At 43.0% G+C, this 24479-nt stretch carries 17 protein-coding genes; 12 read left to right on the forward strand and 5 right to left on the reverse strand.

Going from position 1 to position 24479, the window contains the following annotated elements:
• The first annotated feature begins 279 nt into the window (after nt 1-279).
• From G460_RS0101335 to G460_RS0101350, 4 genes are all read left to right on the forward strand, one after another.
• Nucleotides 280-1092, forward strand: coding sequence for an SDR family oxidoreductase (locus G460_RS0101335; protein ID WP_026953679.1), 813 nt, complete (start codon nt 280-282; stop codon nt 1090-1092).
• Nucleotides 1093-4962, forward strand: coding sequence for an AAA domain-containing protein (locus G460_RS0101340; protein ID WP_026953680.1), 3870 nt, complete (start codon nt 1093-1095; stop codon nt 4960-4962).
• 129 nt (nt 4963-5091) lie between these two features.
• The gene (locus tag G460_RS21215; protein WP_035463729.1) at nt 5092-5445 is read left to right on the forward strand and encodes a helix-turn-helix domain-containing protein; all 354 of its coding nucleotides are present in this window, start codon (nt 5092-5094) and stop codon (nt 5443-5445) included.
• Nucleotides 5439-6740: a type II toxin-antitoxin system HipA family toxin gene (locus G460_RS0101350; RefSeq protein WP_026953681.1), complete on the forward strand. Its 1302-nt coding sequence runs from the start codon at nt 5439-5441 to the stop codon at nt 6738-6740. Before G460_RS21215 ends, G460_RS0101350 begins: the two co-directional genes overlap by 7 nt.
• Here the strand turns inward: G460_RS0101350 and G460_RS0101355 are convergent.
• Complete coding sequence (locus G460_RS0101355) at nt 6737-7621, reverse strand: DUF72 domain-containing protein (protein ID WP_026953682.1); 885 nt, start codon at nt 7619-7621, stop codon at nt 6737-6739. The two genes, G460_RS0101350 and G460_RS0101355, sit on opposite strands and share 4 nt — an antisense overlap.
• A gap of 511 nt (nt 7622-8132) precedes the next feature.
• Between G460_RS0101355 and G460_RS0101360 the strand changes: the two genes are divergently transcribed.
• The 8 genes from G460_RS0101360 (at nt 8133) to G460_RS0101400 (ending at nt 19996) form a co-directional block, all read left to right on the forward strand.
• Nucleotides 8133-11204 carry a SusC/RagA family TonB-linked outer membrane protein gene (locus G460_RS0101360; protein WP_026953683.1) on the forward strand — a complete coding sequence of 1024 codons (3072 nt, stop codon included), beginning with the start codon at nt 8133-8135 and terminating at the stop codon, nt 11202-11204.
• 2 nt (nt 11205-11206) lie between these two features.
• A complete protein-coding gene (locus tag G460_RS0101365; protein WP_026953684.1) occupies nt 11207-12808 on the forward strand; it encodes a SusD/RagB family nutrient-binding outer membrane lipoprotein in 1602 nt (533 codons plus the stop codon).
• A gap of 83 nt (nt 12809-12891) precedes the next feature.
• Nucleotides 12892-14040 carry a glycoside hydrolase family 18 protein gene (locus G460_RS0101370; protein WP_026953685.1) on the forward strand — a complete coding sequence of 383 codons (1149 nt, stop codon included), beginning with the start codon at nt 12892-12894 and terminating at the stop codon, nt 14038-14040.
• Nucleotides 14037-14882, forward strand: a complete 846-nt coding sequence (locus G460_RS0101375; RefSeq protein ID WP_051315862.1) for an ROK family protein — start codon at nt 14037-14039, stop codon at nt 14880-14882. The genes G460_RS0101370 and G460_RS0101375 overlap by 4 nt, the downstream gene beginning before the upstream one ends.
• A gap of 53 nt (nt 14883-14935) precedes the next feature.
• Nucleotides 14936-16789: an FAD-dependent oxidoreductase gene (locus G460_RS0101380; RefSeq protein WP_026953687.1), complete on the forward strand. Its 1854-nt coding sequence runs from the start codon at nt 14936-14938 to the stop codon at nt 16787-16789.
• A 190-nt stretch (nt 16790-16979) separates the two neighbouring features.
• Nucleotides 16980-17804, forward strand: coding sequence for a hypothetical protein (locus tag G460_RS0101385; protein WP_157366843.1), 825 nt, complete (start codon nt 16980-16982; stop codon nt 17802-17804).
• 265 nt (nt 17805-18069) lie between these two features.
• Nucleotides 18070-18618: an RNA polymerase sigma factor gene (locus G460_RS0101395; RefSeq protein ID WP_026953689.1), complete on the forward strand. Its 549-nt coding sequence runs from the start codon at nt 18070-18072 to the stop codon at nt 18616-18618.
• Nucleotides 18605-19996, forward strand: coding sequence for an outer membrane beta-barrel protein (locus G460_RS0101400; RefSeq protein WP_026953690.1), 1392 nt, complete (start codon nt 18605-18607; stop codon nt 19994-19996). Before G460_RS0101395 ends, G460_RS0101400 begins: the two co-directional genes overlap by 14 nt.
• 460 nt (nt 19997-20456) lie before the next feature.
• Here the strand turns inward: G460_RS0101400 and G460_RS0101405 are convergent, their stop codons facing one another.
• The 4 genes from G460_RS0101405 to G460_RS0101420 form a co-directional block, all read right to left on the reverse strand.
• Nucleotides 20457-21188: a DUF4397 domain-containing protein gene (locus G460_RS0101405; protein WP_026953691.1), complete on the reverse strand. Its 732-nt coding sequence runs from the start codon at nt 21186-21188 to the stop codon at nt 20457-20459.
• Nucleotides 21189-21278: 90 nt separating this feature from the next.
• Nucleotides 21279-22265, reverse strand: a complete 987-nt coding sequence (locus tag G460_RS0101410; RefSeq protein ID WP_026953692.1) for an aldo/keto reductase — start codon at nt 22263-22265, stop codon at nt 21279-21281.
• 125 nt (nt 22266-22390) lie between these two features.
• A complete protein-coding gene (locus tag G460_RS0101415) occupies nt 22391-23434 on the reverse strand; it encodes an NAD(P)-dependent alcohol dehydrogenase (protein ID WP_026953693.1) in 1044 nt (347 codons plus the stop codon).
• Nucleotides 23435-23455: 21 nt separating this feature from the next.
• Complete coding sequence (locus G460_RS0101420; RefSeq protein ID WP_245578681.1) at nt 23456-24427, reverse strand: alpha/beta hydrolase; 972 nt, start codon at nt 24425-24427, stop codon at nt 23456-23458.
• Nucleotides 24428-24479 lie beyond the last annotated feature (52 nt).

Genomic DNA, 24479 nt, shown 5'->3' on the forward strand with positions numbered 1-24479 from the left:
GTGAAAATTAGCATCTTAGCTTCATAGTACCTCTCTAAGGCTTTTTTGATGGATTTACATTGCAGGGATAGGGATGAGGTTATTGAATTATTCTGTTACTTTTTGTTGGGGGCGTGGTAGCACCAGCGGTGCGTCATGATTGTAGCCTTTCGGATGTATGAGGCTCTTAGAGCACCAGAGGTGCGATTTGATTAAAAGCTTTGGAAATCAAAATCAATTGCAATGGTTGATTTTCAAAAGGAATCCCATTTCCTATCTTTACCCACCTAAATTGTAGCGATGAAGTTTAAAGATAAAGTAGTAGTCATTACTGGCGCCACATCAGGAATCGGAGAAGCTTGTGCGGAGGTATTTGGGAGAGAAGGAGCCAAACTCTGCATCACGGGTAGAAATCCTGAAAAACTTGGAAAAACACAGCAGCAACTCGAGTCAAAAGGATTTGAAGTCTTAGCAGTCTTGGCAGATGCCGGTTCAGAATCGGATAACAAAAAGATGGCTGAAGAAGCCCTTCAACGATTTGGCCGAATTGATGTCTTGATCAATAATGCGGGGATTTCTATGCGTGCCTTGTTCCAGGATTTGGATTTGGAGGTTTTTCACAAAGTCATGGATACCAATTTCTGGGGCACTGTCTATGCTACTAAGTATTGTCTTCCGGCTATTTTGGAGTCCAAAGGATCTGTCATTGGAGTTTCTTCGATCAATGGCTATCGTGGTACTCCAGCTCGGACAGCCTATACAGCCAGTAAATACGCCATGAACGGTTTTTTCGAAGCCCTTCGCACGGAAGTGATGAAGAAGGGAGTTCATGTGCTGGTGGTAGCACCTGGTTTTACAGCTTCTAATATTCGAAATTCCGCTTTGACCGCAGATGGATCTTCTCAAGGTGAATCTCCCCGTGATGAAGGGAAAATGATGACTTCTGAAGAGGTGGCTCAGCACATGCTAAAAGCCACAGTGAAAAGGAAAAGAGATATTGTCTTGACTTCTGAGGGCAAATTGGCTGTGTTTCTGAACAAATGGATTCCTGGGATTCTGGATGGAATCGTCTATAATAAAATGGCCAAGGAAAAAGACTCCCCCTTTCAGTAAATGCCCGAAACAATCTTTCAGACCTATCTCAACCGACTGACCGACCTGTCTACCCGCAACAGGTCGCTTTATTTGCCTAGGTTGGAGGGATATGGAATGATCGATTTGAAAGATTTTGATTTTTTGATCGGTGATTCGGCTTTTAGCCTGATTAGATCATTGACTGAGGGTAAAAAGCACATCTCATTGATCCCAGAAGTAGATCCGCGTTCTGGAGATTCCAACCAACTTTCTAAAAGTTTGACTAGGATCTCCCATCGGGATCAAATGAGTCAGGAGGAAACCGGCGAGCAAAGTCTACATGTCGCTTGGCTTTTTGCAGAAGGAAAGCTTATTAATGGACAAGTGCTGCGAGCTCCACTTTTGATCCAGTCCGTTACTTTGATTCGAGAAAAGAAACAATGGAAGCTTGCATCAAATGGGGGTTGGAAATGGAATTCTGCTTTTTTGCTTGCGTGGAGGCATGCTATGAAATCAGACTTTGAAGAGGAACTGTCTGATGAATTGCTGGGTGAACTGCCATCAGACATGGTGGATTTTCGCGTGAAATTCAACCTGTTGATTCAGAAGTTTTTTGATATTCAAGTTCAGTCCAACCTGTTTGAAGATCAGGTCCAACCTTTTGCCAATTCTCAGATTTATCTGGATCAGGAACGCTTTCAGGATGGAAGACTAGTCTTGAAACCTTATGCGGTTTTGGGTTCGTTTTCGCAGGGGGACAGTTTCCTGATTTCTGATTATGTGCGACTGAATGCATCGAGTCAATTTGAAAACCTTGAGGAATTATTCCAAATGAACTTTGGTACTGATGAGTTGCTACCAGAACCTAGAGAAGAGAATCTGTACCCAGTATTTCCTCTTGATGCTTCCCAAGAACAGGCACTCATTCAGGTCAGAAGAGGGAGAAGTATTGTCGTACAAGGTCCTCCAGGCACCGGTAAATCTCAATTGATTGCCAATTTGGTATCAGATTTCATCTCCCGAGGCAAAAAAGTCTTGGTAGTTTCCCAGAAACGAGCTGCTCTGGATGTGGTATTTGAGCGGATGGATAGCTTGGGTTTTGGTCCATTTCTGGCTGTAGTGCATGATTTCCATGGAGATAGGAATTCACTTTTTGATAAAATCAGGATGCAACTGGATGCTATCGAGCTCTATCAGCAAGAGAATAGAGGGATGGATTCGATCCAGCTTGAGCGCGAGATTGCTGTTCTTTCCAGGACGATCTCTAGACTTTCCGACAAGTTTGAAGAATTTAGAAGGGCCTTATTTGATGCGTCTGCGGCAGGCTTACCTATCAAAGCGCTGTATCTGAAGGCAGCTCGACAAAAACCATTTTTTGAGTCCGAAGAATTGCTGCGATTGGATTGGGAGCAAGCTGGAAAATTTGAGAATGACTACCGGGTTTTCTTTGCCTATCAGGATAAGTTCGAGCCTGGATTTTGGCAGGAGAGAAAGTCTTTTGCGATGGTAAAGCCAAGTGATTTTTCAAAGATTGCTGATGCCTTGTATGAAGTCGAGAAATTTGGAAGCGGTGGCCTTGGACCGTTTCCCTTAGTCCAATATATACCGGTTCTGGAAGCAGTGTTGAAAGGAGAGTTGCAAGCTCAGCAAGTAGAACTTGCTCTTGATTCTTTGCTTTCACTCGCTGTTCCGGAGCAGCAGTTTTTCTGCGCATTTGATACTCAATTGATGCAGTCTATCCGGGCACATACGTCCTTCGTGGAAGCGTATTTGAGGATCAGTGCTGCTTGGGAATTTGAGGTGGGTGAGGACTTATTGGCTTTGGAGCAGGAGCTTGAAGCAATTCTTCCGAAAGTAGCGACTTGGTGGGGAAGAGTGATTGTTCAATTTCAAAAGACTCGATATCCTCGAGTATTTGAGTTGCTGAAGGAAAATAGACAGGCTCTAAAATCAGAGGTTTTGCAAAAGGCTTTGGATGAAGTTAGGGCAAGAATCGAATGGAATCAAAAACGCAATTCTCTGCCCGACCTGCCTTTTGTGGACGAGTTTTCTGAATTGCCGAGTCTTTTGCTTCAGCTCCAATCCTGCAAAGAATGGAGTGATAGCTGGAGTTTGATTTCTTCACTTTCGCTGTTTCGATCTTTCGAAGGGCAAGATTTTCAAGATTTTCGTTCTTCCTTAAAGCAGGCGCTTGAAAGCATTCAGCAGCTTCAAAGTCAGGCATTATCTTGGAGGTTGTGGTTGTCTGACTATCAGATCGTTCAGGTGATAGAACATGGTCTTTCTGGTGTGTTTTCTGATCCCCGCATGGAGTGGCAATCTATTTTCGGAGAATTGCAGGCGTTTGATCTGTTTCTGGAAAACTGGGATAGGAAAGATTTGGGACTGAGGCTTTGGTCCAATGATACTAATCCATGCCTTGAGGAGCAATTAAGCCATTTTTGGAACGGTTGGTATTTGGCGTGGATAGGCGAGCTGGAGCGTAGGGATCCGGTCTTATCCGAGGCTGGCAGTATCAAGATGAAGCATGAAATGCAGGAGCTTCCCTCAGCTATTTTAAAAAAGAGAGAGCTTTCTCATCATGTGGCTTTGCTGAGGGTGAGGGAAGAGATGGTGCGTGAGCTGGAGTATAATCGACTTGGAAATCGACTCACCTTCCGGGAACTACAGCATCAAGTGACTAAAAAACGGCAGAAATGGTCTGTGCGGAAAGTAGTGGAGGAGCTCAGCCATGAGTTGTTTCGAGTTTTGCCTTGCTGGCTGTGTAGCCCTGAGACCGTGTCTGCTGTTTTTCCGATGGAGCAAAAGTTTGATCTGGTGATATTCGATGAAGCTTCGCAATGCGCCGTAGAGAAAGGTTTGCCTGCGATGCTAAGAGGTAAGCAGCTAGTGGTCGCTGGAGATTCCAAGCAGCTCAGACCTACCGACTTCTATCGGGTGAAATGGGATACTCAGGATGATGGGGTAGAGTTGGAGTCCGAATCACTTTTGGAGCTTGGTGCTTATTACTTTGAAGAGCATTCGCTTCGAGGGCATTATCGTTCGGCTGACCCGGCTTTAGTTCATTTTTCCAATCAGCATTTCTATGAAGGGAAGTTGGAAGCATTGCCAGATTATCTAGCGATCAAGGAGGCTGTTTCGGCTTTTACCTGGAGAAAAATTGATGGGTTCTGGCAAAACCAAGTCAATAGATTGGAGGCAGAGGCTGTGGTGGTCCAAGTGAATCAAATTTTGGCAAAAAATCCGAAGCATAGCATAGGAGTAGTGACGGGTAATTATCCTCAGATGGAGTTGATTCGGGAGTTGCTCTGGACGAGTGGGGTACAAGATGGTGCTGTCAAAGTTCGAAATATCGAGAATGTGCAAGGAGATGAATTTGATCAGGTGATTTTATCACTGGGATACGCAGCTAATGAGGAGGGGAAGCTGACTACCAATTTTGGTTTGCTGGGTAAAAATGGAGCTGCAAATCGACTGAACGTGGCTGTCACCCGAGCCAGAAAAAGGATGCATGTTATTTCTTCTCTTGCTCCGGAAGACTTTCGTCCGAAGCATCTCCAAAATCATGGCTTACATCTACTTTTTGAGTTTTTGAGTTTTGCAGAAAAGCAAAGCCAAGGTCATACAATAGCTTTGTCGGAAAATAGCGTAGAGGGTTTTGAGGTGGAGTGGAGTTTGAAGCGATTGCTTGCTGAGAGGAATTCACAGTATTCTCTGGATACGCCGTCTCATTTGATGGACTTGGTTGAGCAGGAGGGGGGGGCTCAAGGGCATGCTATTTTGACGGATGATCAGCGTTTTTTTAATGCTCCTTCTGCCAAGTCTGCTATGGCCTATCATCCTATTCTACTTCAAAGTAAACACTGGGACTGGAGATGGAAGTGGAGTAGAGAGTTATTTTTGGACTAAATTTTGTGTTTTATGTATTATAACTCATTCAATAATAACAATAAAATGATTTGATGTGTGATAAATCATTTATAAATTTTGTTTGTTTTTGGTGTGAAATATCATTCATTATAAGTATATTTGTTTGTAATGAATGATTTATCGGTTATGGATATTGCTCAGATGTCAGATATGGCTATACTCGAGATGATCGGGAAATATGTCAAGGAGAAAAGAATTCGAATTCAAAAGACCCAGGATCAATTGTCTCATGAGGCTGGTATCAGTCGCTCTACCTTGAGTCTTTTGGAGCGCGGAGAAAAGGTGAATTTGATCACTTTGGTGCAAGTCCTGCGGGTTTTGGATGAGTTGCAGATGCTGGAGATGTTTGACGTGCAGCCTCAGATCAGTCCGATCGAATATATCAAGCTCCAGAAAAAATACGAGCGTCAGCGAGTTCGTAATTCCGGAATGGCGGCAGAAAATCCTCCATCAGAATGGTAGTTGCGGCAGAGATTTGGCTTTGGGATCAGCTGGTGGGGGCTATTTTGTGGGATGAGAGACAGCAGGTGGCGGGGTTTGAGTTTGATGGGAAGTTTCTTCGGTCCGGATTGGATGTTGCGCCTATCACGATGCCTCTTGCTCAAGGGAGGCGCTTGCATAGCTTTCCGGAATTGAGGAGGGGTAAGAATGATCCATTTGACACCTTTAGAGGTTTGCCGGGGTTGCTGGCTGACATGCTTCCTGATAAATATGGGAATCAGTTAATAAACGCTTGGCTTACACAGAATTCACGTCCATCAGATAGTTTGAACCCTGTAGAGTTGCTGTGCTTCATAGGGAAAAGAGGAGTTGGGGCATTGGAGATTCAGCCATCACTCAGGCAAGAGTCTGGCCGCGCGAGCAACTTGGAGATAGAGAGTCTGGTGGGAATAGCCAACAGAGTGCTGAGTTCGAGGGAGGATTTTCAGGCCGATCTCTCCAAGGAAGAGGAGGTTGCTTTGGCGGATATTCTTAAGGTAGGGACCTCTGCTGGGGGAGCCAGGGCAAAAGCTGTGATTGCTTTCAATGAAATGACTGGGGAAGTGAAAAGCGGACAGGTGCATTCTCCAAAAGGCTTTAGTCATTGGATTATCAAGTTTGATGGAGTGACGGATAGTCAATTTGGGGCTTCTTTAGGCTATGGAAGGGTAGAAATGGCCTATTATAAAATGGCATTGGAGGCAGGGGTAGAGATGAGTGAGTGTAGGCTGATGGAGGAAAATGGCAGGGCGCATTTTATGACCAAGCGATTTGACCGAACAGCCAGTGGCCAGAAAATTCACATGCAAAGTCTCTGTGGTATCCGGCATTTTGATTTTAATCAGGTGGGATCTTATAGCTATGAGCAGGTCTTTGAGACAATGCGAATGTTGCGGCTCAGCTATCCAGAGGCGGAGCAGTTATTTATTCGGATGGTCTTTAATGTATTGGCTAGAAATTGCGACGATCATACCAAGAATTTCGCTTTCCTGATGGATCAGACGGGAAGCTGGAGGCTTTCACCTGCATACGATATCTGCTATGCATATCGTCCGGGCAGTCATTGGGTGAGCTCTCAGTCCTTGATGGTCAATGGGAAGCGAGAGCGTATTCTAGACGAGGATTTTTTAGAAGTAGCTAGGAAAATGAACATCAAAAAGCCCGAAGAAAAAATCAATCAGGTAAGGAATGCTGTTCAGAATTGGCTTCAATTTGCAGAAGAAATCAGGGTGGATTCTTCCCTTAGAGACGGCATTCAGGCAACGCTATTGGTCTAAAACTGGAGCTGATTGCTTTCACCGTTGGGGATGGGGAGCGAAAGCCCCAATTTTTGATTGAGCTGTTTGATGAAGTGAGCAGAGAGAAGGGGAGATTCTTTCTCGACGTTTTGATGGACAAAGAAATAAAGCTTCTGAAGTCCCTGATCTTTCCATTGTTCGATGCGTCCTACCCACTTGTCTAAGCGCTCGTAATCACTGGCTACATTGGCTCCTACAAAGCGGACAAATGCCTCTCCGTTGCTAAGTCTCATGTGGAGCATATCTCTTCTTCCTGCGGTATCCACGATGATATTGGAAGTTTGGTACTGACGAAGTAGGTTGTAAAAGTCTTCGGCTTCACTCCCTTGAAACCAAGCTTCATTTCGAACTTCGATTGCCAAGGGGATGTCCTTGGGAAATTCAGAGACAAACTTGATGATTCGATCGATGTCCTTTGGCTTGAAATTGTCATGTAATTGCAGGAAAATCATTCCCAGCTTTTCTTCCAAAAAACTCATCCGATCGACAAACTCCTCGGTGAGGGTACGCACATCTATTAGTCTTTTGAAATGGGAAATCGATTGAGGGATTTTTGGAAAAAACTTGAAATCAGCAGGAGTTTTTTCCTTCCAGATCAAGATCTGCTCTTTTTTAGGTACTCCGTAATGGGTGGCATTGAGTTCGATGGAGTTAAACTGTCGGGAATAGTAGCTGAGTTCGTCTTTTGTGCCTCTTGGATAAAAACCTTTAAGCTCCGCTCTGTTCCATTTAGCGCAGCCTACTGATACCTGTAAAGGTTCGTGTGATGGTAGCTTAAGGAGAGTTTGCTGGGTGTCTGGGTGATCTGAGGGGAGATTGAAATCAATTTTTTCGGGATTTGCTACGCTTCCGAATTTCATGAGGGGTGGTGTTTGGGTGAATATCAAAGATAGAGCCAGTGCCTGTATTTCCAATATTGAAAGAGAGACATGTTGTCCAAGGTACTTTGTGAGTGGTCAAGCATCAGTGCATTGTGTGTCTTATTAATCTAATCTTTTGGGTATTATTCTTCTTTTTGATCTTCATATATCAATATTTTGCAGGTACTTAAATGTAAAAAATCTAAAATAAATTTTAATGACTGGTGACATATCTAAAAAAATTGAAAAAGCGTCTTATTTATGAATAAAAAAATTTTTGATTTGCTTTTGAAATTTTCTTCAAATTCCTAGATTTACCTAATACAGTTTTGCATAAGGTCTGAATCCTGAGGTGTGACTTTGGGTTTCGGTTTATTGACAGAATTATTCATAACCAATTCACAAACAAATTTTAGCTTATGGCGAAAGATTTACGATTATTTCTTTCCAAGGGAGCCTGGGTTCAGGCCAAATTCCAATTCACTTTATTTCACAATTTTAATTACCAGCTATGAGAAAAGTTTTATCAATTGCTTTTACTCTGGTTATGTTGGTCTGTGTTTCTAATCTGACACAGGCACAGTCTAAAGTTGTCAAGGGGGTAGTGACTGCCTCACCGGATGGATTGCCCATGCCGGGAGTGACTATTTTAGATAAGACTAACCAGACTGGGACTACCACCAATGTAGATGGTGAGTATTCCATTTCAGTAGGACCAAATTCAATTTTGGTGTTTTCATTTATCGGATATACTACCCGAGAAGTGACTGTAGGTAACCAAACGGAAATCAACATCAATCTGGAAGAAGACGCTAGTGAGCTTTCAGAAGTAGTGGTGACCGCTTTGGGGATTAGTAAGGAAAAGGAAAAACTTGGATACTCACTTACTGAAGTAGGAAGTGAAACTATGACCAAAGCCCGTGAAACAAACGTGGCAAACTCACTCGCAGGTCGTGTGGCTGGTTTGGTGGTGAAAGGTACCAATTCAGGCCCAGGGGGGACTTCCAAAATCACGCTTAGAGGAACTCCAAGTATCAACGGTACTGGATCTCCTTTGTATGTAATCAATGGTGTGCCAATGGACAATACTCAAAGAGGATCTGCAGGACAATGGGGAGGTAGCGACAACGGTGACGGTATCGGAAACCTATCTCCAGATGATATAGAGACTATGACGGTTCTTAAAGGTCAAGCAGCATCTGCTCTTTATGGTACCAGAGCATCCAATGGTGTCATCCTTATTACAACTAAATCAGGTAAAAAAGGAGGAGAATGGAGTGCCAACTATAATCTCAACTATATGGTTGAAAATCCAGTTGACTTTACAGATTTCCAAACGATGTATGGCCAAGGGACAGGTGGCCAGCGCCCAACTACCGCTACTGATGCTCAGACTACTGGTCGATTGGCATGGGGAGAACCTATGGGGGGTACCGTAATAGGATTTGATGGAAATCAGTATCCTTATTCTCCGACAAGTGATACATATCTTGATTTCTACAGAACAGGTTCCAACTTCACCAATACGGTATCTGTTTCCAAAGGTCTTGGAACAGATGGCTCGTTCAGAATGTCAGTTTCGAATCTTGATTCCAAGTCGATAGTGCCAAATAGTGGCATGGACAGATTGAGCTTAAACTTGAATGTAGATCAAAATATCACGGACAAATTGAATGTGACTGCAATGGTCAATTACATTGATCAAAAGTCTACCAATATTCCAAATTTGAGTGATGGACCTAAAAATCCAAACAACTTCTTATTCTTGGCTCCAAACATTTCGCAAAGCATATTTGATCCAGGCTATGATCCTGAAACTGGCGCGGAAACCGTATTTAGTGATGATATTTATGTGACAAACCCGTACTTCATCGTCAATCAAGGTATCAATGATCTAGGTAGAAGAAGAACGATTTCTGCATTGTCTACCAAGTATAGCTTTACAAAAGATATCTATGCTATGGTACGTATCGGGAATGACGTATCCAATGATGATTTCTACAGCATAGACCCTTATGGATTGGCGTATTCTGCAAATTTGCAGGGTAACTTGAATTCAAGAGGTCAATCTTATAGATCAGAACTTAACATTGATGGTATCTTCGGAGCCAAAGTGCAATTGACTGAAGGCTTGGTGCTTGACGGTCTTTTGGGTGGGAATATCAGAAAAAATAAATTTGAATCTGTAGGAGTAGGAGGTAGCAGATTTGTATTGCCATATCTGTATTCTCCATTCAATGTGGAGACATTCTCCAGATCTTATGATTATTCCCAATTGGAAGTTCATTCAGGGTTCTATTCCTTAGACTTTGGTATCAAAGAGTTTTTGACACTTTCTACCACTGGTCGATATGACGTCTACAGTACATTGACTAGTCCTGTTTCAGATGATAATAGTATTTTCTCTCCTTCAGTTTCTGCAGCATTTCTATTTGATCAATTCCTGGATATGCCAGCGATGGATTTTGGTAAGTTGAGAGTTTCTTATGCTGTGACAAGTGGAGATCCTGGAGTTGCATACAGCAATCAGTTCTATTATTCTTCTGCAAATTCTTTTGCTGGAGTACCTGCAGGTTCCTCTCCGACATCTCTCCCTAATTTGTTTTTGAAGCCATTTACTACTGATGAATTTGAAATCGGTTTGGATGTCAATTTCTTCAATAACAGATTGGGACTTGATATGGCCTATTATACTAAAACCACTCATAATGAAATTATGAATGCAAGCTTGAGTATTGCGTCTGGATTCAATAGTGCAGTGGTAGCAACAGGGTCCATCCAAAATAAAGGCTTGGAAGTATTGTTGACTGGTAAGCCAATTCAGACTGCAGAATTTGAGTGGACTTCTTCTTTCAACTTGACAAAAGTGAAAAATGAAGTACTAAGTACAGATGAAAATAACAACCCTGTAAACCTCGGACAAAACAGAGCTACTCTTGGAAATGCGGTAACAGCCTATGTGGTAGGTGAAGCTGGTCCACAGATCAGAGCTTATGATTATCAATACAATGCGGACGGAAGCATCGTAGTGGATGAGGCAGGTCTTCCTGTGCGAGGTGAACTGATCAATATGGGAACAGTACTTCCAACTTTGTACGGTGGATGGAATAATGAATTCAACTACAAAGGAATTTCTCTTTCATTCCTGATTGATTACAACTTTGGAAACAAAGTCCTATCTGCAACTGAGTTTTATTCTACTTTCAGGGGCCTAAACAAAGTTACTTTGGAAGGAAGAGAATCAGGCGTAACCAATGGTGGAGTCACAGCTCCAGCAGAAGAATATTACAAGGCGTTGGCTCAAAATATCACACGGACTTCGGTAGTTGATGGAGATTTTATCAAGTTGAGACAATTTACCCTAGGATATTCTCTACCTGCTTCTTGGTTTGGCAACACTCCTGTGATTAAAGGCTTGGATGTTTCATTTGTAGCTAGAAACCTAGCCATCCTAATGAGAAAAGCTAAGAATATTGATCCAGAAGCAAGCTTTGGTTCCAATATCAATTATACAGGTATAGAGGGAACTTCGCTTCCAAGCACCAGATCTTTCGGTTTCAACCTGAACTTTAAACTGAACTAATTATGAAAAAATATATAAGCATATTGCTATCTGGATTACTCTTGACCGCTTCAGGTTGTGATGGTGATTTTGCAGACATCAATACCAATCCAAATAGTGCTGGATCTAATGTGTTTGATCCAAATTTGATATTGCCTACGGTTTCCTATAATTATGGCAATATGATGACAGGATATACCGGCGCGATCTTATTCCAAAGTATGTGGGTCCAAGTCATGGCCTCTACTTCTACAGGTGGTGCTAACTACTATTCAAACGCTGATAAATATGTGGCTTCCGGTAGTACCAATAGCTATATTCAAAGTGTTTGGAACGACGGATTTTCATCTGCATCCAGAACATTCCAGATGCAGAAATTAGCTGAAGAGAAAGGTTTTAGCAATCTGTATGCTGTTGGAACTATCTGGAAAGTATTGACACTTTCATTCGTTTCGGATGTATATGGAGATATTCCTTATTCTGAAGCCTTGAGGGCCGAAGAGGGAATCACCCAACCTGTGTATGATTCTCAAGCTGGTGCTTATACTGCAATGCTGTCGGATCTAGAGGCAGCTATTGGATCTCTTTCTGACTCTGGAGATGCCATCAAAAATGATGTGCTGTATGGAGGTGATTTGAGCAAATGGAGAAAACTTGGCTATTCTATCATGCTGAGAATGGCTATGAGATTGGTAGATGCTGATCCGTCTACAGCTCAAAATTATGTGTCTAAAGCAATAGCAGGGGGTGTGTTTGCCTCTACAGCTGATGAAGCAGTGTTGGTATCTGATCAGGCCAATGGATATGCTAACTCCAGTGCCAATGCACTGAATGTCACAGATGATGTGTATGAGGTAAGATGGTCTGATCATTTGATCGATTTCTTGAAGTCTACAAATGATCCTAGATTGTCTATCGTGGCAGAAGTACCTGCTGCAGGCCTTGCAGCCAATAGAAGTAGTGCAGCCGGAAACAATGATCCTGCAGTTCAAGTGGGATTACCTAATGGATACGATCTGAGAGGTGGAGCCACAGATGTTTCGAATGAACCAAATTACCCGGGCCCTACTGGTTCTGGTGATGATATTGCTCCTATTGGGGCGTATTCAAGACCTACGGCTATTTATCGAGACCGTGATGCACCAGTGTTTATTTTGACCTATGCTGAGGTACAGCTTTTGCTTGCTGATGCAGCAGCCAGAGGTTACGGTGTGCCAGGCACAGCGTCTAGCTATTATGCTGCTGGTGTGGAAGCTGCTTTGATTTCAATAGGTAAATTTGGTGGTGGTAGCGTAGCACCATCGGCTGCTGCTGCTTATGCCGCGGCCAATCCATTGGATACCAGTAGTGCAACAGCATCATTGAAGATGATTAATGAGCAAATCTGGGCAACAACTGGCTTATTCGCCAACTTTGTAGAGTCATGGAATAATTGGAAAAGATCTGGCTACCCAGAATTGACTCCAGTAAACTACTCCGGTAATTTCTCAGGAGGCCAGATCCCTACGAGACAGCTGTATCCAGCTTCCGAAAGTACTACAAATCCAGAAGGACTTGCAGGCGGAGTTTCTTCAATGGGCGGTGATACTTGGGTGACGAGAATGTGGTGGGATGGTGGAAATTAATTTTTCCTGATCCTTAAATTGACAGAGGTTTTGATTGAGTTCAAAACCTCTGTCTTTTTTATATTCGTCCCAAATTATCCTTTATGAAAAATCTATTGCTTTTATTTTTTGTCTCTGCATTAGCCTGCTCTCCCAAAATTGAAGAAGAAGTCACCGCGCCTGATCAAGACTATGTCGTCATAGGCTATGTGGCTGGCTGGAAAACACTCAATCCCAAAAAAATCCCAGTAGACAAACTCACTCATATCAACTATGCATTTGCCGATGTAAAAGATGGAGTCGTCACCCATATCGGAGATCGCAAGGAAAAGGACAGTCTCAACTTTCTACAACTTCGCAGACTAAAAGAAATCAATCCGGAACTCAAACTATTGGTTTCCATCGGTGGTTGGACCAATTCCAAAGGTTTTTCAGAGGCAGTTTCCAGTCCGGAAGGGATCAAAAAACTTACCCAGTCTGGAATTGAGTTCCTTCAAAAGTATCACTTGGATGGATTGGATTTTGATTGGGAATACCCGGGAATGCCAGGAGATGACAATCCGCATAAACCAGAGGATAAGGAAAATTTTGTAGCAATGCTTCGCAGTTTTCGGGAAGCGCTAGATTCATTAGGTGCACTTGACGATACGCACTATTTGAGCACCATTGCGTCAGGTGGATTTCGCAAATACTTGGAAGCAAATGATATGGCCGAGGCCCAAAAGTATCTGGATCTTATCAATATCATGACTTATGATTTTTATACAGGAAGCGATGAAGTCACAGGACATCATGCCAATTTGCATGGCTATGGAGGCAAAGGAGCCTCAGCTGAAAAGGCAGTAAAGGAACATGTCGAATTCGGAGTACCTGCGGAAAAGATAGTATTGGGCGTGCCCTTTTATGGTCGGATGTGGAGGCAAGTGGGAGCTGATCAAAATGGCCTTGATCAGCCTGGAGCTTATGCGATGGGCTTGCCTTATCATCAGGTTTTGGCTCTTTCCAAAAACTCCAACTATCAGCGCTTTTGGGATGAAGCTGCAGCGGCTCCATATCTTTATTCAGCTAAAGATTCTACTTGGATTACGTATGAAGATGAAGAGTCTCTTCAGGGTAAAATGCAGTTTGTCAAAGATCATAAATTAGCCGGGGCTATGTTTTGGGAATTGTCGGAGGACAATACCCGTCGGCTTTTGAAGGCTTTGAATACTGCTTTAAGGGGAGAGAAAGAATCAGAAAGCCCCAAGCCATGATCGTAGGCGTTGATATAGGCGGTTCGCATATTGCAGCTGGTATTTTGAATAAATCATCGGGTGAAATCCGCATAGATAAGTTTTCAGAAGCATCTGTAGATTCCAGTGCTTCGGCCAGTGATATTATTTCCAATTGGGCAGGTTTGATACGAAGCATTGCTGATGCTAAAGCCGATCTTAAAGTCGGCATTGCGATGCCAGGTCCATTTGATTATGAAAGTGGAATTTCGCTGATTTTGGAACAAGGAAAAATGAAGTCACTGTATGGAAAGTCCATCAGGGATTTGTTGGCGAAAGAGCTGGAAATTGTCCCGGCCAATATTTGTTTTATGAATGATGCTGAGGCCTTTTTGAAAGGAGAAAGTTTGGCTGGTGCAGGGAAAGACTACACCAATACAATGGGTTTGACACTGGGAACGGGCTTGGGGTCGGCGATTCAGGTGGAGGAAATTGTCAAAGATGCCAAGCTTTGGACTGCTCCTTTTCGGCAAGGAATCGCGGAAGACTATCTAGGTACCAGTTGGTTTCAGAAATATGTCGATGAGCGGTATTCTAAGACTATCGCAGGAGCAAGAGAGTTGATGGAAGAGGGTTTTGATCCTTCTATTCGGGAGGAAGTTTTCAAGGTCTATGGTCAGGCATTGGGAGAGTTTCTCTTTCCTTATGTGATCAGGCTTCAGACCCAGGCTGTGATTTTGGGTGGGAAAATTGCGAATGCTCATTCCTATTTTCTACCCAGTGCCCAATCCTATCTCAGGAACTATGGAGTGGATTTGGCCTTTCACATATCTCAGTTGGGAGAGCGCTCTACATTGATTGGTGCCGGTGGAGTCTTTCTCTAAAAGACGCTGAGTTCATTTCTGATTAAATTATAACCCTAATAACACTATACCCGATGCGGATTGCTTTCTGTTTATTCTTTTTCTTGTCGTTTTCCAATCTAAGTTTTTCCCAACAACATTATGACTTGATCATCGTGGGAGGAGGGGCCAGTGGGACTGCTGCCGGTATCGCTGCTGGCCGAGCTGGTGTGAAATGTTTGATTATCGAGGAAGGCCCTTGGTTGGGAGGGATGCTGACTGCGGCGGGTGTTTCAGCGATTGATGGAAATCACCGACTGCCATCCGGTATTTGGGCTGAGTTTCGAGACAGTTTGATAGCTCATTATGGTTCGCAGCAGTCCATGTCTACAGGTTGGGTTTCCAATACACTTTTTGAACCTCAGGTTGGAAATCAGGTTTTTCAAGAAATAGCTCAGGGAGTTGATAACTTGGAACTCGCTTTTCAAAGCCAATGGAAAAGTGTGAGCTATGAAAATCAGGTTTGGAAGGTAGAATTTGATCAGCAGGGAGAGATGAATTCTGTTTCAGCGCCACTCCTGATAGATGCTACAGAGCTGGGTGATGTGGCAGCGTCATTAGGTTTGCCTTATCGCTTGGGAATGGATGCAAGAGAGGAGATCGGAGAAGAGTTTGCGCCGGAGCAAAGTAATGACATCATACAAGATTTGACATATGTGGTGACATTGGAGGATTTTGGGCAAGGATCGGATCGAACTATCGCAAAGCCAAAGGATTATGATCCAGCCGAATTTGCCTGTGCCTGTGCCCATGCAGATCCGATTTCAGACAATGATCCCACCTTGGATTGTGACAAGATGATCAGCTATGGCAAATTGCCCAATGGCAAGTATATGATCAACTGGCCAAATTGCGGGAATGACTATTATGTCAACCTGGTGGAACTAAGTCCTCAAGCACGTGATCTAGAAATAGAAAAAGCAAAGCAAGCCAGTTTGAGATTTGTCTATTATATCCAGCAGGAACTGGGCTATAAACATCTGGGAATTGCCGAAGGTGAGTATCCGACAGAGGATGGTTTACCGATGATTCCATACCATCGCGAGTCAAGAAGATTTCTTGGCAAGGTGGATTTTACACTTCCCTATGTGAGAACTCCCTACGAGGCAGCGAGTCCGCTGTATCGCACTGGAATTGCCGTAGGAGACTATACCATTGATCATCATCATAAGAAAAATTCCGAGGCACCTGCGATAGATTTTATAAAAATCCGAGTGCCTTCTTACAATGTTCCCTTAGGTGCTTTGGTACCCCAAGATCAGCCTGGTTTGATTTTGGCCGAAAAGAGTATCTCCGTGTCCAATATTGTCAATGGAGCTTCCCGACTTCAGCCCGTTGTATTGGGTATCGGGCAGGCGGCGGGAGTGTTGGCTGCAGTTTCAAAAAAATCAGGAAAATTGCCAGATCAGGTTTCTATTCGGGAAGTGCAAGAGGCTCTATTGGATCAGAGAGCCTTTGTCATGCCATTTTTGGATGTAGAAAGAGAAGATCCGTATTTTCAGGCGATACAGCGAATAGGAGCCACGGGAATCCTACAAGGCGAAGGAGTGCCCTATCTCTGGGCAAATCAAACTTGGTTTTACCCGGATAGATTAGTGACAGAGTACGAATTGATTTCAGGTTTGAAAAGCTATTATCCGCAGTTGGATGGATTCTGGGGAGCATCTGGAGACTACCTGACTTTGGAGAAGTTGAGTCATTTTCTTAAAATATTTAAGCCAGATTTGACCTTGGAAATGCTTGAGGAAGGATGGAATTATACAAAACTTCCAGAAGCCTTCGATAAAGATAAAAAATTGACTAGGAGGGAAGTGGCGGTGTTATTGGATGAGGTGTTGGATCCTTTTTCTATGCCTATCCAATGGAATGGGGAACTGGATAATCTTTAATATTTTGAAATTCTTTAAATTTTCATCAATGATTTTTGTTCGGAGGGTATTACTAATCTTTTGCCTTATCGGTTTTTCAAATTTAGGCAATAGTCAATCTTATTTTAGGTTGATTGATAGTAGTTCAGGTGCATATTCGAATAGTTACGATTCTGAGATTATACAAGACGGTTATTTGAATTTTGGCCAATTGCATCATAAGAAAGGAGAAGAAGTTTTGAAATATGTTCGTTGGTCAGATGATGCGGTGGATTTTGAGGATCATGAATTTTTCTTGAGTATCAATAAAGCAGAATTTTTACCAGTTTGGCTTCCAATCGATTTGTCCAAAAATGACACTTTGGATGTTTTTTTAGAACCAGACCCCAATTATATCTCCTACAAGACGAACCTTCATTACAATAAGTGTGGAGAGCCTATTTATAGAAAATACTACCCAAAACCACTAAGGGATTGGTCAGATTTGCCTACAGAAGCTCAATCTAAAATCAAAGAAAGGCTAATCAAATCAATGGGGCAGGAGTTTTTCGAAAAGCTTTTTATTTCCTCCATCTATGAATACGACGGAACAAAGATGAATAAAGCCGAAGGTAGAGTTCTATACCAAAATGGTGAAAAAGGCTATCGAATATGCTTGTCTTTCAAAGATGAAGTAGCTGGCGTAGCCCAGTATTCTGCTGACTTTTTTGCAAATGTCAAAGGAGAAATTTCTGAAATGCCCGCCTACCCAGCTTGGAGTCAGTGGGGTGTTTTTGGTCAAAAGAATAAAGGGTTATTGGCATTTGAGCAAATTGTGAGGATTGTTGAAAGTGACTCTACCATCAATTTTGAAAAGTCCAGTTCTGAGTTTGAGTTTTACCCCAGAGCAAATACCTTCGCTTGGGTTTTTAAAGAAATAACAGGGAAAAGTGAAGAAGGTCTTCAAAAAAGTAAATCCACTTACATTGACGCAGTTTCAGGAAAATTGCTTGGTGTTATTTATGATGAAACATTAGTTTTCGAACATTTTTACTAATTCCTGTAGCGCCTGATCTCTTTATGCCGTCTCCCCTAAAAAAGAAAATGGGATTGTTTTCAAGAGGCGTTTTGTTAATGTTCTTTTGCAGCTTTGTATTTCAATCTGGTGAGGAACTCAGCCGGACTCAACAGCAGCAGACCATAGCAATGATGCCCTTGAATCTTCCTGATCCCTGCTCAGAAAAAACCGATCACCAAAACCCACTTCCGGAGAAGAAGCGTTTGAATACAGACAAACCTGGGATTTAAGTAATTCTACAGTATTGAATTGGTCTGACGAAGAGTTGATTGACGGTTGCAAACGTCGATCTGCAAAACATGAGGAAATTTTTTTCAAGAGGTACTATGGCTACGTCATGGGTATCAGTCTTTCCTATGCCAAAGATCGAGATCTGGCCCAGGAGATCGTCAACGATTCCTTTCTGAAGTTTTTTGGCTCGGTTGCCAATTTCGAAGAGTTTCAATCTGTCAAATCCTGGCTTCGTCGGATTACCGTCAATACAGCCATAGATTTCTACAGAAAGAACAAGCGAATCCGAGAGCAAATGGAGATCAATGAACAGACCGAGGTCTTTCACGAGGTCAATGCCTTGGGAGATCTGGCCTATGAAAATCTGATCGCCTTGCTCAATCAGCTTCCTGAGGATCAGAAGCTGGTGTTTAACCTCTACGAAGTAGAAGGGTATAGTCATAGAGAAATCGGGGTCAAACTCAATATCACCGAAAGTTCGTCCCGAGTTTATTTGGCTCGCGCAAAATCCAAACTGCGCCAGCTAGTTCAAATACATTTGAAAGAATATGCAGGAAGATAAGCTAAGCAAACAGATAGCAGACTCCCTGAAAAATCATCAGGAAAGCAATCCGCATCCCTATGAATTAGGGGCATGGGAGAGGTTTGACCAGAAGCGAAAGGCAGATAAACGAAAAGCCTGGATGCAGTGGGTCAGTGGAATAGCTGCCAGCTTATTGCTCTTGGCAGCATTATATTTGGTAGTAGATACCAATCAGAGTATTCAAGATACAGAGCTCCTGTCCACAAATAGCAAAACTGGAATAAGTCAAGATTCAGTGAACTCGACAAAATCTGATGATTCTCAAAGTCTAGCGGGAAATTCATCCGATACTTCAGTAGAATCCGAAAATAAAATCGATCAGTTTGATACAGCTCCTCAGTCAAAATCTGCAACGAGTGATTTTATAGCAGCTGCGGAACCAACCCAGCAGAATACGGGATCTGTGACTGAGTCTCAGACTAAAGGCACGACTAAAGCGCTACCAAACAAGCAGGTTGAAAACAATACTTCTGTTCCTACTATAACCAATATGAGCAGAGAAGCAGAGCAAACTAGTGTAGTCGCTCAAAATCAGGAGTCTACAATTACAAATAATTCAAGTTCGGAAAAGTCAATCGAATCTTCGGTTGGGAATGCAGTTGCTGATAATCAGGTGCAGGAATCAAAACAAGAGAACTTAATCGCTTGGACTGAAGAGTCTGAGATCAAGGAGATTCCAAAAGATAAATCTGAATGGAGTTTTGGCTTGGGAGTGGCTCCAGGCTATGGGGCTAGTCAGCAGGAGGGCGCAAATGTGTCTAGTTCTACTTTGGGACTAGGATTTTTGGTGGATTTGGATTTGCCGGGTAAACTGACTTTGAGTTCTGGTTTGGGCTTGAACTTGCTCAATCAAGAAAATCAGGCAAATTCCTCCTATAGCAATGCTTTTGCCTCTTCAGTGGCTCCAAGTACGGAGACGATTGTGGTGCGCCAGACTCAGGTAGAAATCCCCCTCTATGTCAGATACCCAGTGACTCGTAATAATTCAGTGACTGTTCAGGCAGGGTTTTCTAATTTCTATGCTTTTAGTCAAAAGGCGGAGCAAAAGACTTCATTTTCCAGAAGTGTGACGGTGGCTGCAATGGATGCAGCAGGTTTGAATTCGTACAAGACTGTGAATGAAAATGTGGTACAGAGCCGTACTCTTGAACCGGTAGAATCTAAGTTTTATCCGTTTGCCACGATGAACTTTGGTTTGAATCTACGGGTACTTCAGTCTGAGAAATCAAGCTATGTACTGATGCCTTTTTACAATTATCCTCTGACTCAGTTCACCGGATTTGGGGATAATCCCGGCTTTTTCGGAGCATCTTTCAAGGTTAATTTTGGGGGAGGATCCAATCAGGAAAAGCAGTAAGGAGATTAAGGTTGTAGACCTTAATCACTCGTCAAGGGACCGAAGTAAAATCTATAATAGATAACCGATATCCCAACTACTCAAAGACAACGGACCACTGGTTTTAGTAATCAGTGGTCTGTTGTTCCGATGATCATTGAGTCTGAATGCTTCTAACTTCGGTCATCAGAAATCATACTAATTTTCATCCAGCCTCCCTCATTCAACCCTATCTGAAAACTGATCACTGAGACTGGGTAATTCCAACATTGGACATCGAACTAATTTTCGTCCTACTTCCTGCATCCAAACACCACCTTTATCTAAGCACTGATCACTGCTTCTGAGTACTTTTAACTTCTGGCACCAACCTAATTTTTATCCAACTTCCAACTTCCCAACTTCCCCACATCCAATCTTTCTACCCAAAAAAAAAAATCCCGGATCAAAGATCCGGGATTTGTTGCATGACTGATTTTGATCAGTTGTAGTTTATATAGTTGGTTATCAATTGCAAATCTCTCTTTTTGTTGGATTCAAGCGTAGTGCCCAAGCCTCTCATTACAAAGGTGTAGACACGATTGCCTTTGAGGTCGATGTCTTCTGCCGTGAGTAGAGTTTCTCCGGTTTCTACAGACTTGATATGGACTGTGTAGATGTCGGCGATGATTTCTTGAAATCCGGAAGGGGAACCAAAAGCAACGCTTGGAGTGATTGCTTCCTCAATTTCTTCAATTTCGAGATAGACTTCCTCTGTGTCTGGAGAGAGATGAACCAGTCTCACTTGGGCAGAATCAGCCACAGGTTCTTTCCATTCGTCTTCGACAAGGATAGCATCCAAGTTTTCTACCTCATCCATCACATACATGGAGTAGATGACGTCTTGCTCTAGGGTAAAGTCTTTTTCCAGCAAGGAAGTGGTGGAATTGAAAGACGAGAATTTGAAAGTTCTATCTCCAATGTAGAAAGGACTATATGCCAAAAGCTCTGAATAATTCAGCGGGTAATTGTTGACTTTGTTGGCATTGGCGTAGATGTCCATGGCGGGAGCATCTGGTGAGCCTTGGTAGATGGTGATGTAGGCAGCTGGGGTGGCGTCAGGACCATCAAAATCGTCCAGACAGCTAGACATCATCAAAGTGGAACCAAGGATTCCGGCGGTTAAGAGTCCTCTGAAGCTGATGTTTTTCAAAGAATTTAATCCTTTAATCATATTGTTGGTATTAGTTTTAATTCTCCGCCAAGACGGCAACCAATCCCAATTCGCTTCAAGGATCGTCAAAATTTTATTTTTTGCTTCCGATTATCGGTCTATCATCTTTTGTGAGGATTCTGGATAGCGCTCTCCTTTGACGGAGATTTTTGAGAATTCGAGATTGATTTTCTCTAGATCTGACTTCGTCAATTCGAGCTTTGCAGCTTCTAGATTTTCTTTGAGGCGATGAGATTTGGTAGTCCCGGGAATTGGTACGATCCAAGGTTTTTGATCCAAAACCCATGCTAAAGCTATTTGAGCAGGAGTAGCTTTGTGCAGATCTGCCAGTTGATCCAAAAGCTCTAAAATTCCTTGGTTGGCGCTTCTGTTTTCTTCAGAAAATCTCGGGACAGCATTGCGGAAATCTGATGCTTCAAACTGGGTGTTAGCCGTTATTTTTCCCGTTAAAAATCCTTTTCCTAATGGGCTGAAAGGGACGAATCCAATCCCTAGTTCTTCTAAAGTTGGAAAAATTTCTGGCTCAGGTTCTCTCCACCATAAGGAATACTCGCTTTGCAATGCAGTAAGGGGCTGTATAGCATGTGCTCTACGAATGGTCTGAACACCAGCCTCCGAAAGACCAAAATGAGCTACCTTTCCTTCACTGATTAAGCCCTTGACCGTGCCGGCTACATCTTCGATCGGTACATTTGGGTCTACTCGATGCTGGTAAAGGAGATCGATTTTGTCGATTTGCAGGCGTTTTAAGGAGCCTTCGACAGCGCTACGGATAGAAGCTGGACGTGAATCAAGCCCGGATGTTCCTTTTTTGCTGAGATCAAAGCCGAATTTCGTAGCAATGGCCACTCGGCCTTTAAAAGGAGTCAGAGCTTTACCGACAAGTTCCTCATTGGCATAGGGTCCATATACCTCAGCGGTGTCAAAGAACGTCACGCCAAGGTCTATCGCTTCATGAATCAACTTGACCATTTGATTTTCGTCAGCAGGCGTGCCATAGCCAAAACTCATTCCCATGCAGCCCAGACCAAGCTCGGATACTTCGAGTCCCTGATTTCCCAATTTTCTTGTTTTCATCTATGTAGTGGTTTTATATACCTACAAAATTCAAAGAAATACTCGTTGATTCATTACCTTTTTCAAGTAGAAGCTTATGGATATCAAATACAAAAGCCCGATCTCATCGATCGGGCTTTTCACATTTATTTTTTTAGATCGATCACAAAGCGATACTTCACATCTCCTTTTTCCAAGCGTTCAAAAGCTTCGTTGATTTCAGATGGATTGATCAGCTCGATGTCGGCAGTGATGCCATGTTCGGCGCAAAAGTCAATCACTTCTTGTGTTTCCGCGATTCCTCCGATATTGGAACCTGAGAAACTCTTTCGTCCATTGACCACATTGAAGGCTCCGATTTCCAAGGGTTCATTTGGAAGGCCTACGAGCACGAGACTTCCATCGACTTTCAATGCCCTAAGGTATACATTGACGTCATGCTTGGCTGATACGGTGTCAAGGATCATATCAAAGCCTCTTTGGTCCTTCATGGCTGATTTGTCAGTGGAAAGAATAGCATGGTCAGCACCTAGGTTTTTTGCATCTTCCATTTTGGATGGAGAAGTGGTGAAAACCGTGACGTCCGCGCCCATTGCTTTGGCGATTTTGATAGCCATATGGCCCAGTCCACCTATTCCAATGATTCCTACTTTTTTTCCCGGGCCTACTTTCCAATGTTTCAGCGGAGAGTAAACCGTAATCCCAGCACATAGCACGGGAGCCGACGCTGCCAAGTCTACTTTGTCGGACATTTTCAAGACATAGTCGGCATCTGCGACGATTTGCTCCGAAAATCCACCGTATGTCATTCCGCCGGAGATTTTATCTGGTGAATTGAAAACTACGGTCCAACCAGACTCACAAAACTGTTCTTCGCCTTCATGACAATGACTGCAGGTTCCGCAGCTGTCCACGATACAGCCGATAGCAGCAAGATCTCCAACTTTAAATTTACTGACCTCAGAACCGATTTCAGTTATTTTTCCAACAATTTCATGACCCGGAACGAGTGGGTAAGTCGATCCTCCCCAGTCATTTTTTGCCGCATGTAGATCTGAGTGGCAGATACCGCAGTAGAGGATTTCGATCGAGACATCATTAGGTAAAAGTGCTCGACGCTGAATGTTCATTTTTTTGATTGGCAGATGAGCTGCTTCAGTTCCAAATGCCAATGTTTGGGGTGTGTTCATAGGTTTTATTCTAAGTGGTTTTTACTTCAAGTTTTCATTGAAAAATGCCTCCAACTTATCAAACGGGATAAACTCACTATCACCGCCGTCATAGAGGTCGGTATGCACTGCTCCGGGTATGATCATTAATTCTTTCGGTTCTGCCGCTGCTTCATAAGCATCCTGACTAAAGTAAAGAGAGTGAGCTTCGGACCCCGCAATGAGGAGCATGGGTCTTGGAGAAATCTCTTGAATGTAAGTCAAGAGAGGCATATTCATGAAAGATAAGCTGTTTGTTGCCGTCCAGGCAGCATTTGAGTTCAAGGATCTTTCATGAAAGCCTCGTTCGGTTTTATAATAATCGTAGTACTCTTTTACAAACTGCGGAGAGTCGTCATTGGTTTGTGCCAATCCATTTTCAGGGTATTTTGGTGTCCCATTTTTTGCATCTTTCCAACGCTGCAAACTCATTTCTTCCAGGATTTTGGTACGTTGTTCGGGAGTTATAGATCCAAAGTATCCTTCCGCATTTACTTTAGACATATCGTACATGCTAGTGGTGGCGACGGCCTTTACTCGCTTGTCAACTGCGGTTGCATTCAATGCAAAACCTCCAAATCCGCAGATTCCAATAATACCGATCTTGTCCCGATCCACATTTTCATGGAGCCCAAGAAAATCAACAGCTGCACTGAAATCTTCGGTGTTGATATCTGGGGAAGCTACATTTCTTGGTTCACCACCGCTTTCTCCTGTGTAGGATGGGTCAAAAGCTATTACAGCAAAACCCCGCTCAGCCATTGTATTTGCATACAATCCGGAAGCTTGTTCTTTTACAGCGCCAAATGGGCCACTGATAGCCAATGCTGGCAATTTCTTTCCTTCTGATTCTTTGGGTAGGTATAGATCACCGGCCAGTGTGATCCCGTACCTGTTTTTGAAGGTGACGGCTGTTCGTGTCACCTGATCACTCAGTTTAAAGGTATAGTGCTCTTCTGTTTTTACGGTTTCCATAGTGGTTGATTGTGTTTTGTTAGGTTCTAATTCATTGGAGAGCCCGACCATA

The organism is Algoriphagus vanfongensis DSM 17529 (genome assembly GCF_000429465.1).
GTDB classification, from domain to species: Bacteria; Bacteroidota; Bacteroidia; order Cytophagales; family Cyclobacteriaceae; genus Algoriphagus; species Algoriphagus vanfongensis.

Coding starts and splice junctions, on each gene's coding strand:
- G460_RS0101405 (WP_026953691.1), bottom strand. CDS start 21,188: ATGATTAAAGGATTAAATTCTTTGAAAAACATCAGCTTCAGAGGACTC.
- G460_RS0101355 (WP_026953682.1), bottom strand. CDS start 7,621: ATGAAATTCGGAAGCGTAGCAAATCCCGAAAAAATTGATTTCAATCTC.
- G460_RS0101375 (WP_051315862.1), top strand. CDS start 14,037: ATGATCGTAGGCGTTGATATAGGCGGTTCGCATATTGCAGCTGGTATT.
- G460_RS0101335 (WP_026953679.1), top strand. CDS start 280: ATGAAGTTTAAAGATAAAGTAGTAGTCATTACTGGCGCCACATCAGGA.
- G460_RS0101350 (WP_026953681.1), top strand. CDS start 5,439: ATGGTAGTTGCGGCAGAGATTTGGCTTTGGGATCAGCTGGTGGGGGCT.
- G460_RS0101340 (WP_026953680.1), top strand. CDS start 1,093: ATGCCCGAAACAATCTTTCAGACCTATCTCAACCGACTGACCGACCTG.
- G460_RS0101360 (WP_026953683.1), top strand. CDS start 8,133: ATGAGAAAAGTTTTATCAATTGCTTTTACTCTGGTTATGTTGGTCTGT.
- G460_RS0101380 (WP_026953687.1), top strand. CDS start 14,936: ATGCGGATTGCTTTCTGTTTATTCTTTTTCTTGTCGTTTTCCAATCTA.
- G460_RS0101365 (WP_026953684.1), top strand. CDS start 11,207: ATGAAAAAATATATAAGCATATTGCTATCTGGATTACTCTTGACCGCT.
- G460_RS21215 (WP_035463729.1), top strand. CDS start 5,092: ATGAATGATTTATCGGTTATGGATATTGCTCAGATGTCAGATATGGCT.
- G460_RS0101420 (WP_245578681.1), bottom strand. CDS start 24,427: ATGGAAACCGTAAAAACAGAAGAGCACTATACCTTTAAACTGAGTGAT.
- G460_RS0101410 (WP_026953692.1), bottom strand. CDS start 22,265: ATGAAAACAAGAAAATTGGGAAATCAGGGACTCGAAGTATCCGAGCTT.
- G460_RS0101415 (WP_026953693.1), bottom strand. CDS start 23,434: ATGAACACACCCCAAACATTGGCATTTGGAACTGAAGCAGCTCATCTG.
- G460_RS0101370 (WP_026953685.1), top strand. CDS start 12,892: ATGAAAAATCTATTGCTTTTATTTTTTGTCTCTGCATTAGCCTGCTCT.
- G460_RS0101400 (WP_026953690.1), top strand. CDS start 18,605: ATGCAGGAAGATAAGCTAAGCAAACAGATAGCAGACTCCCTGAAAAAT.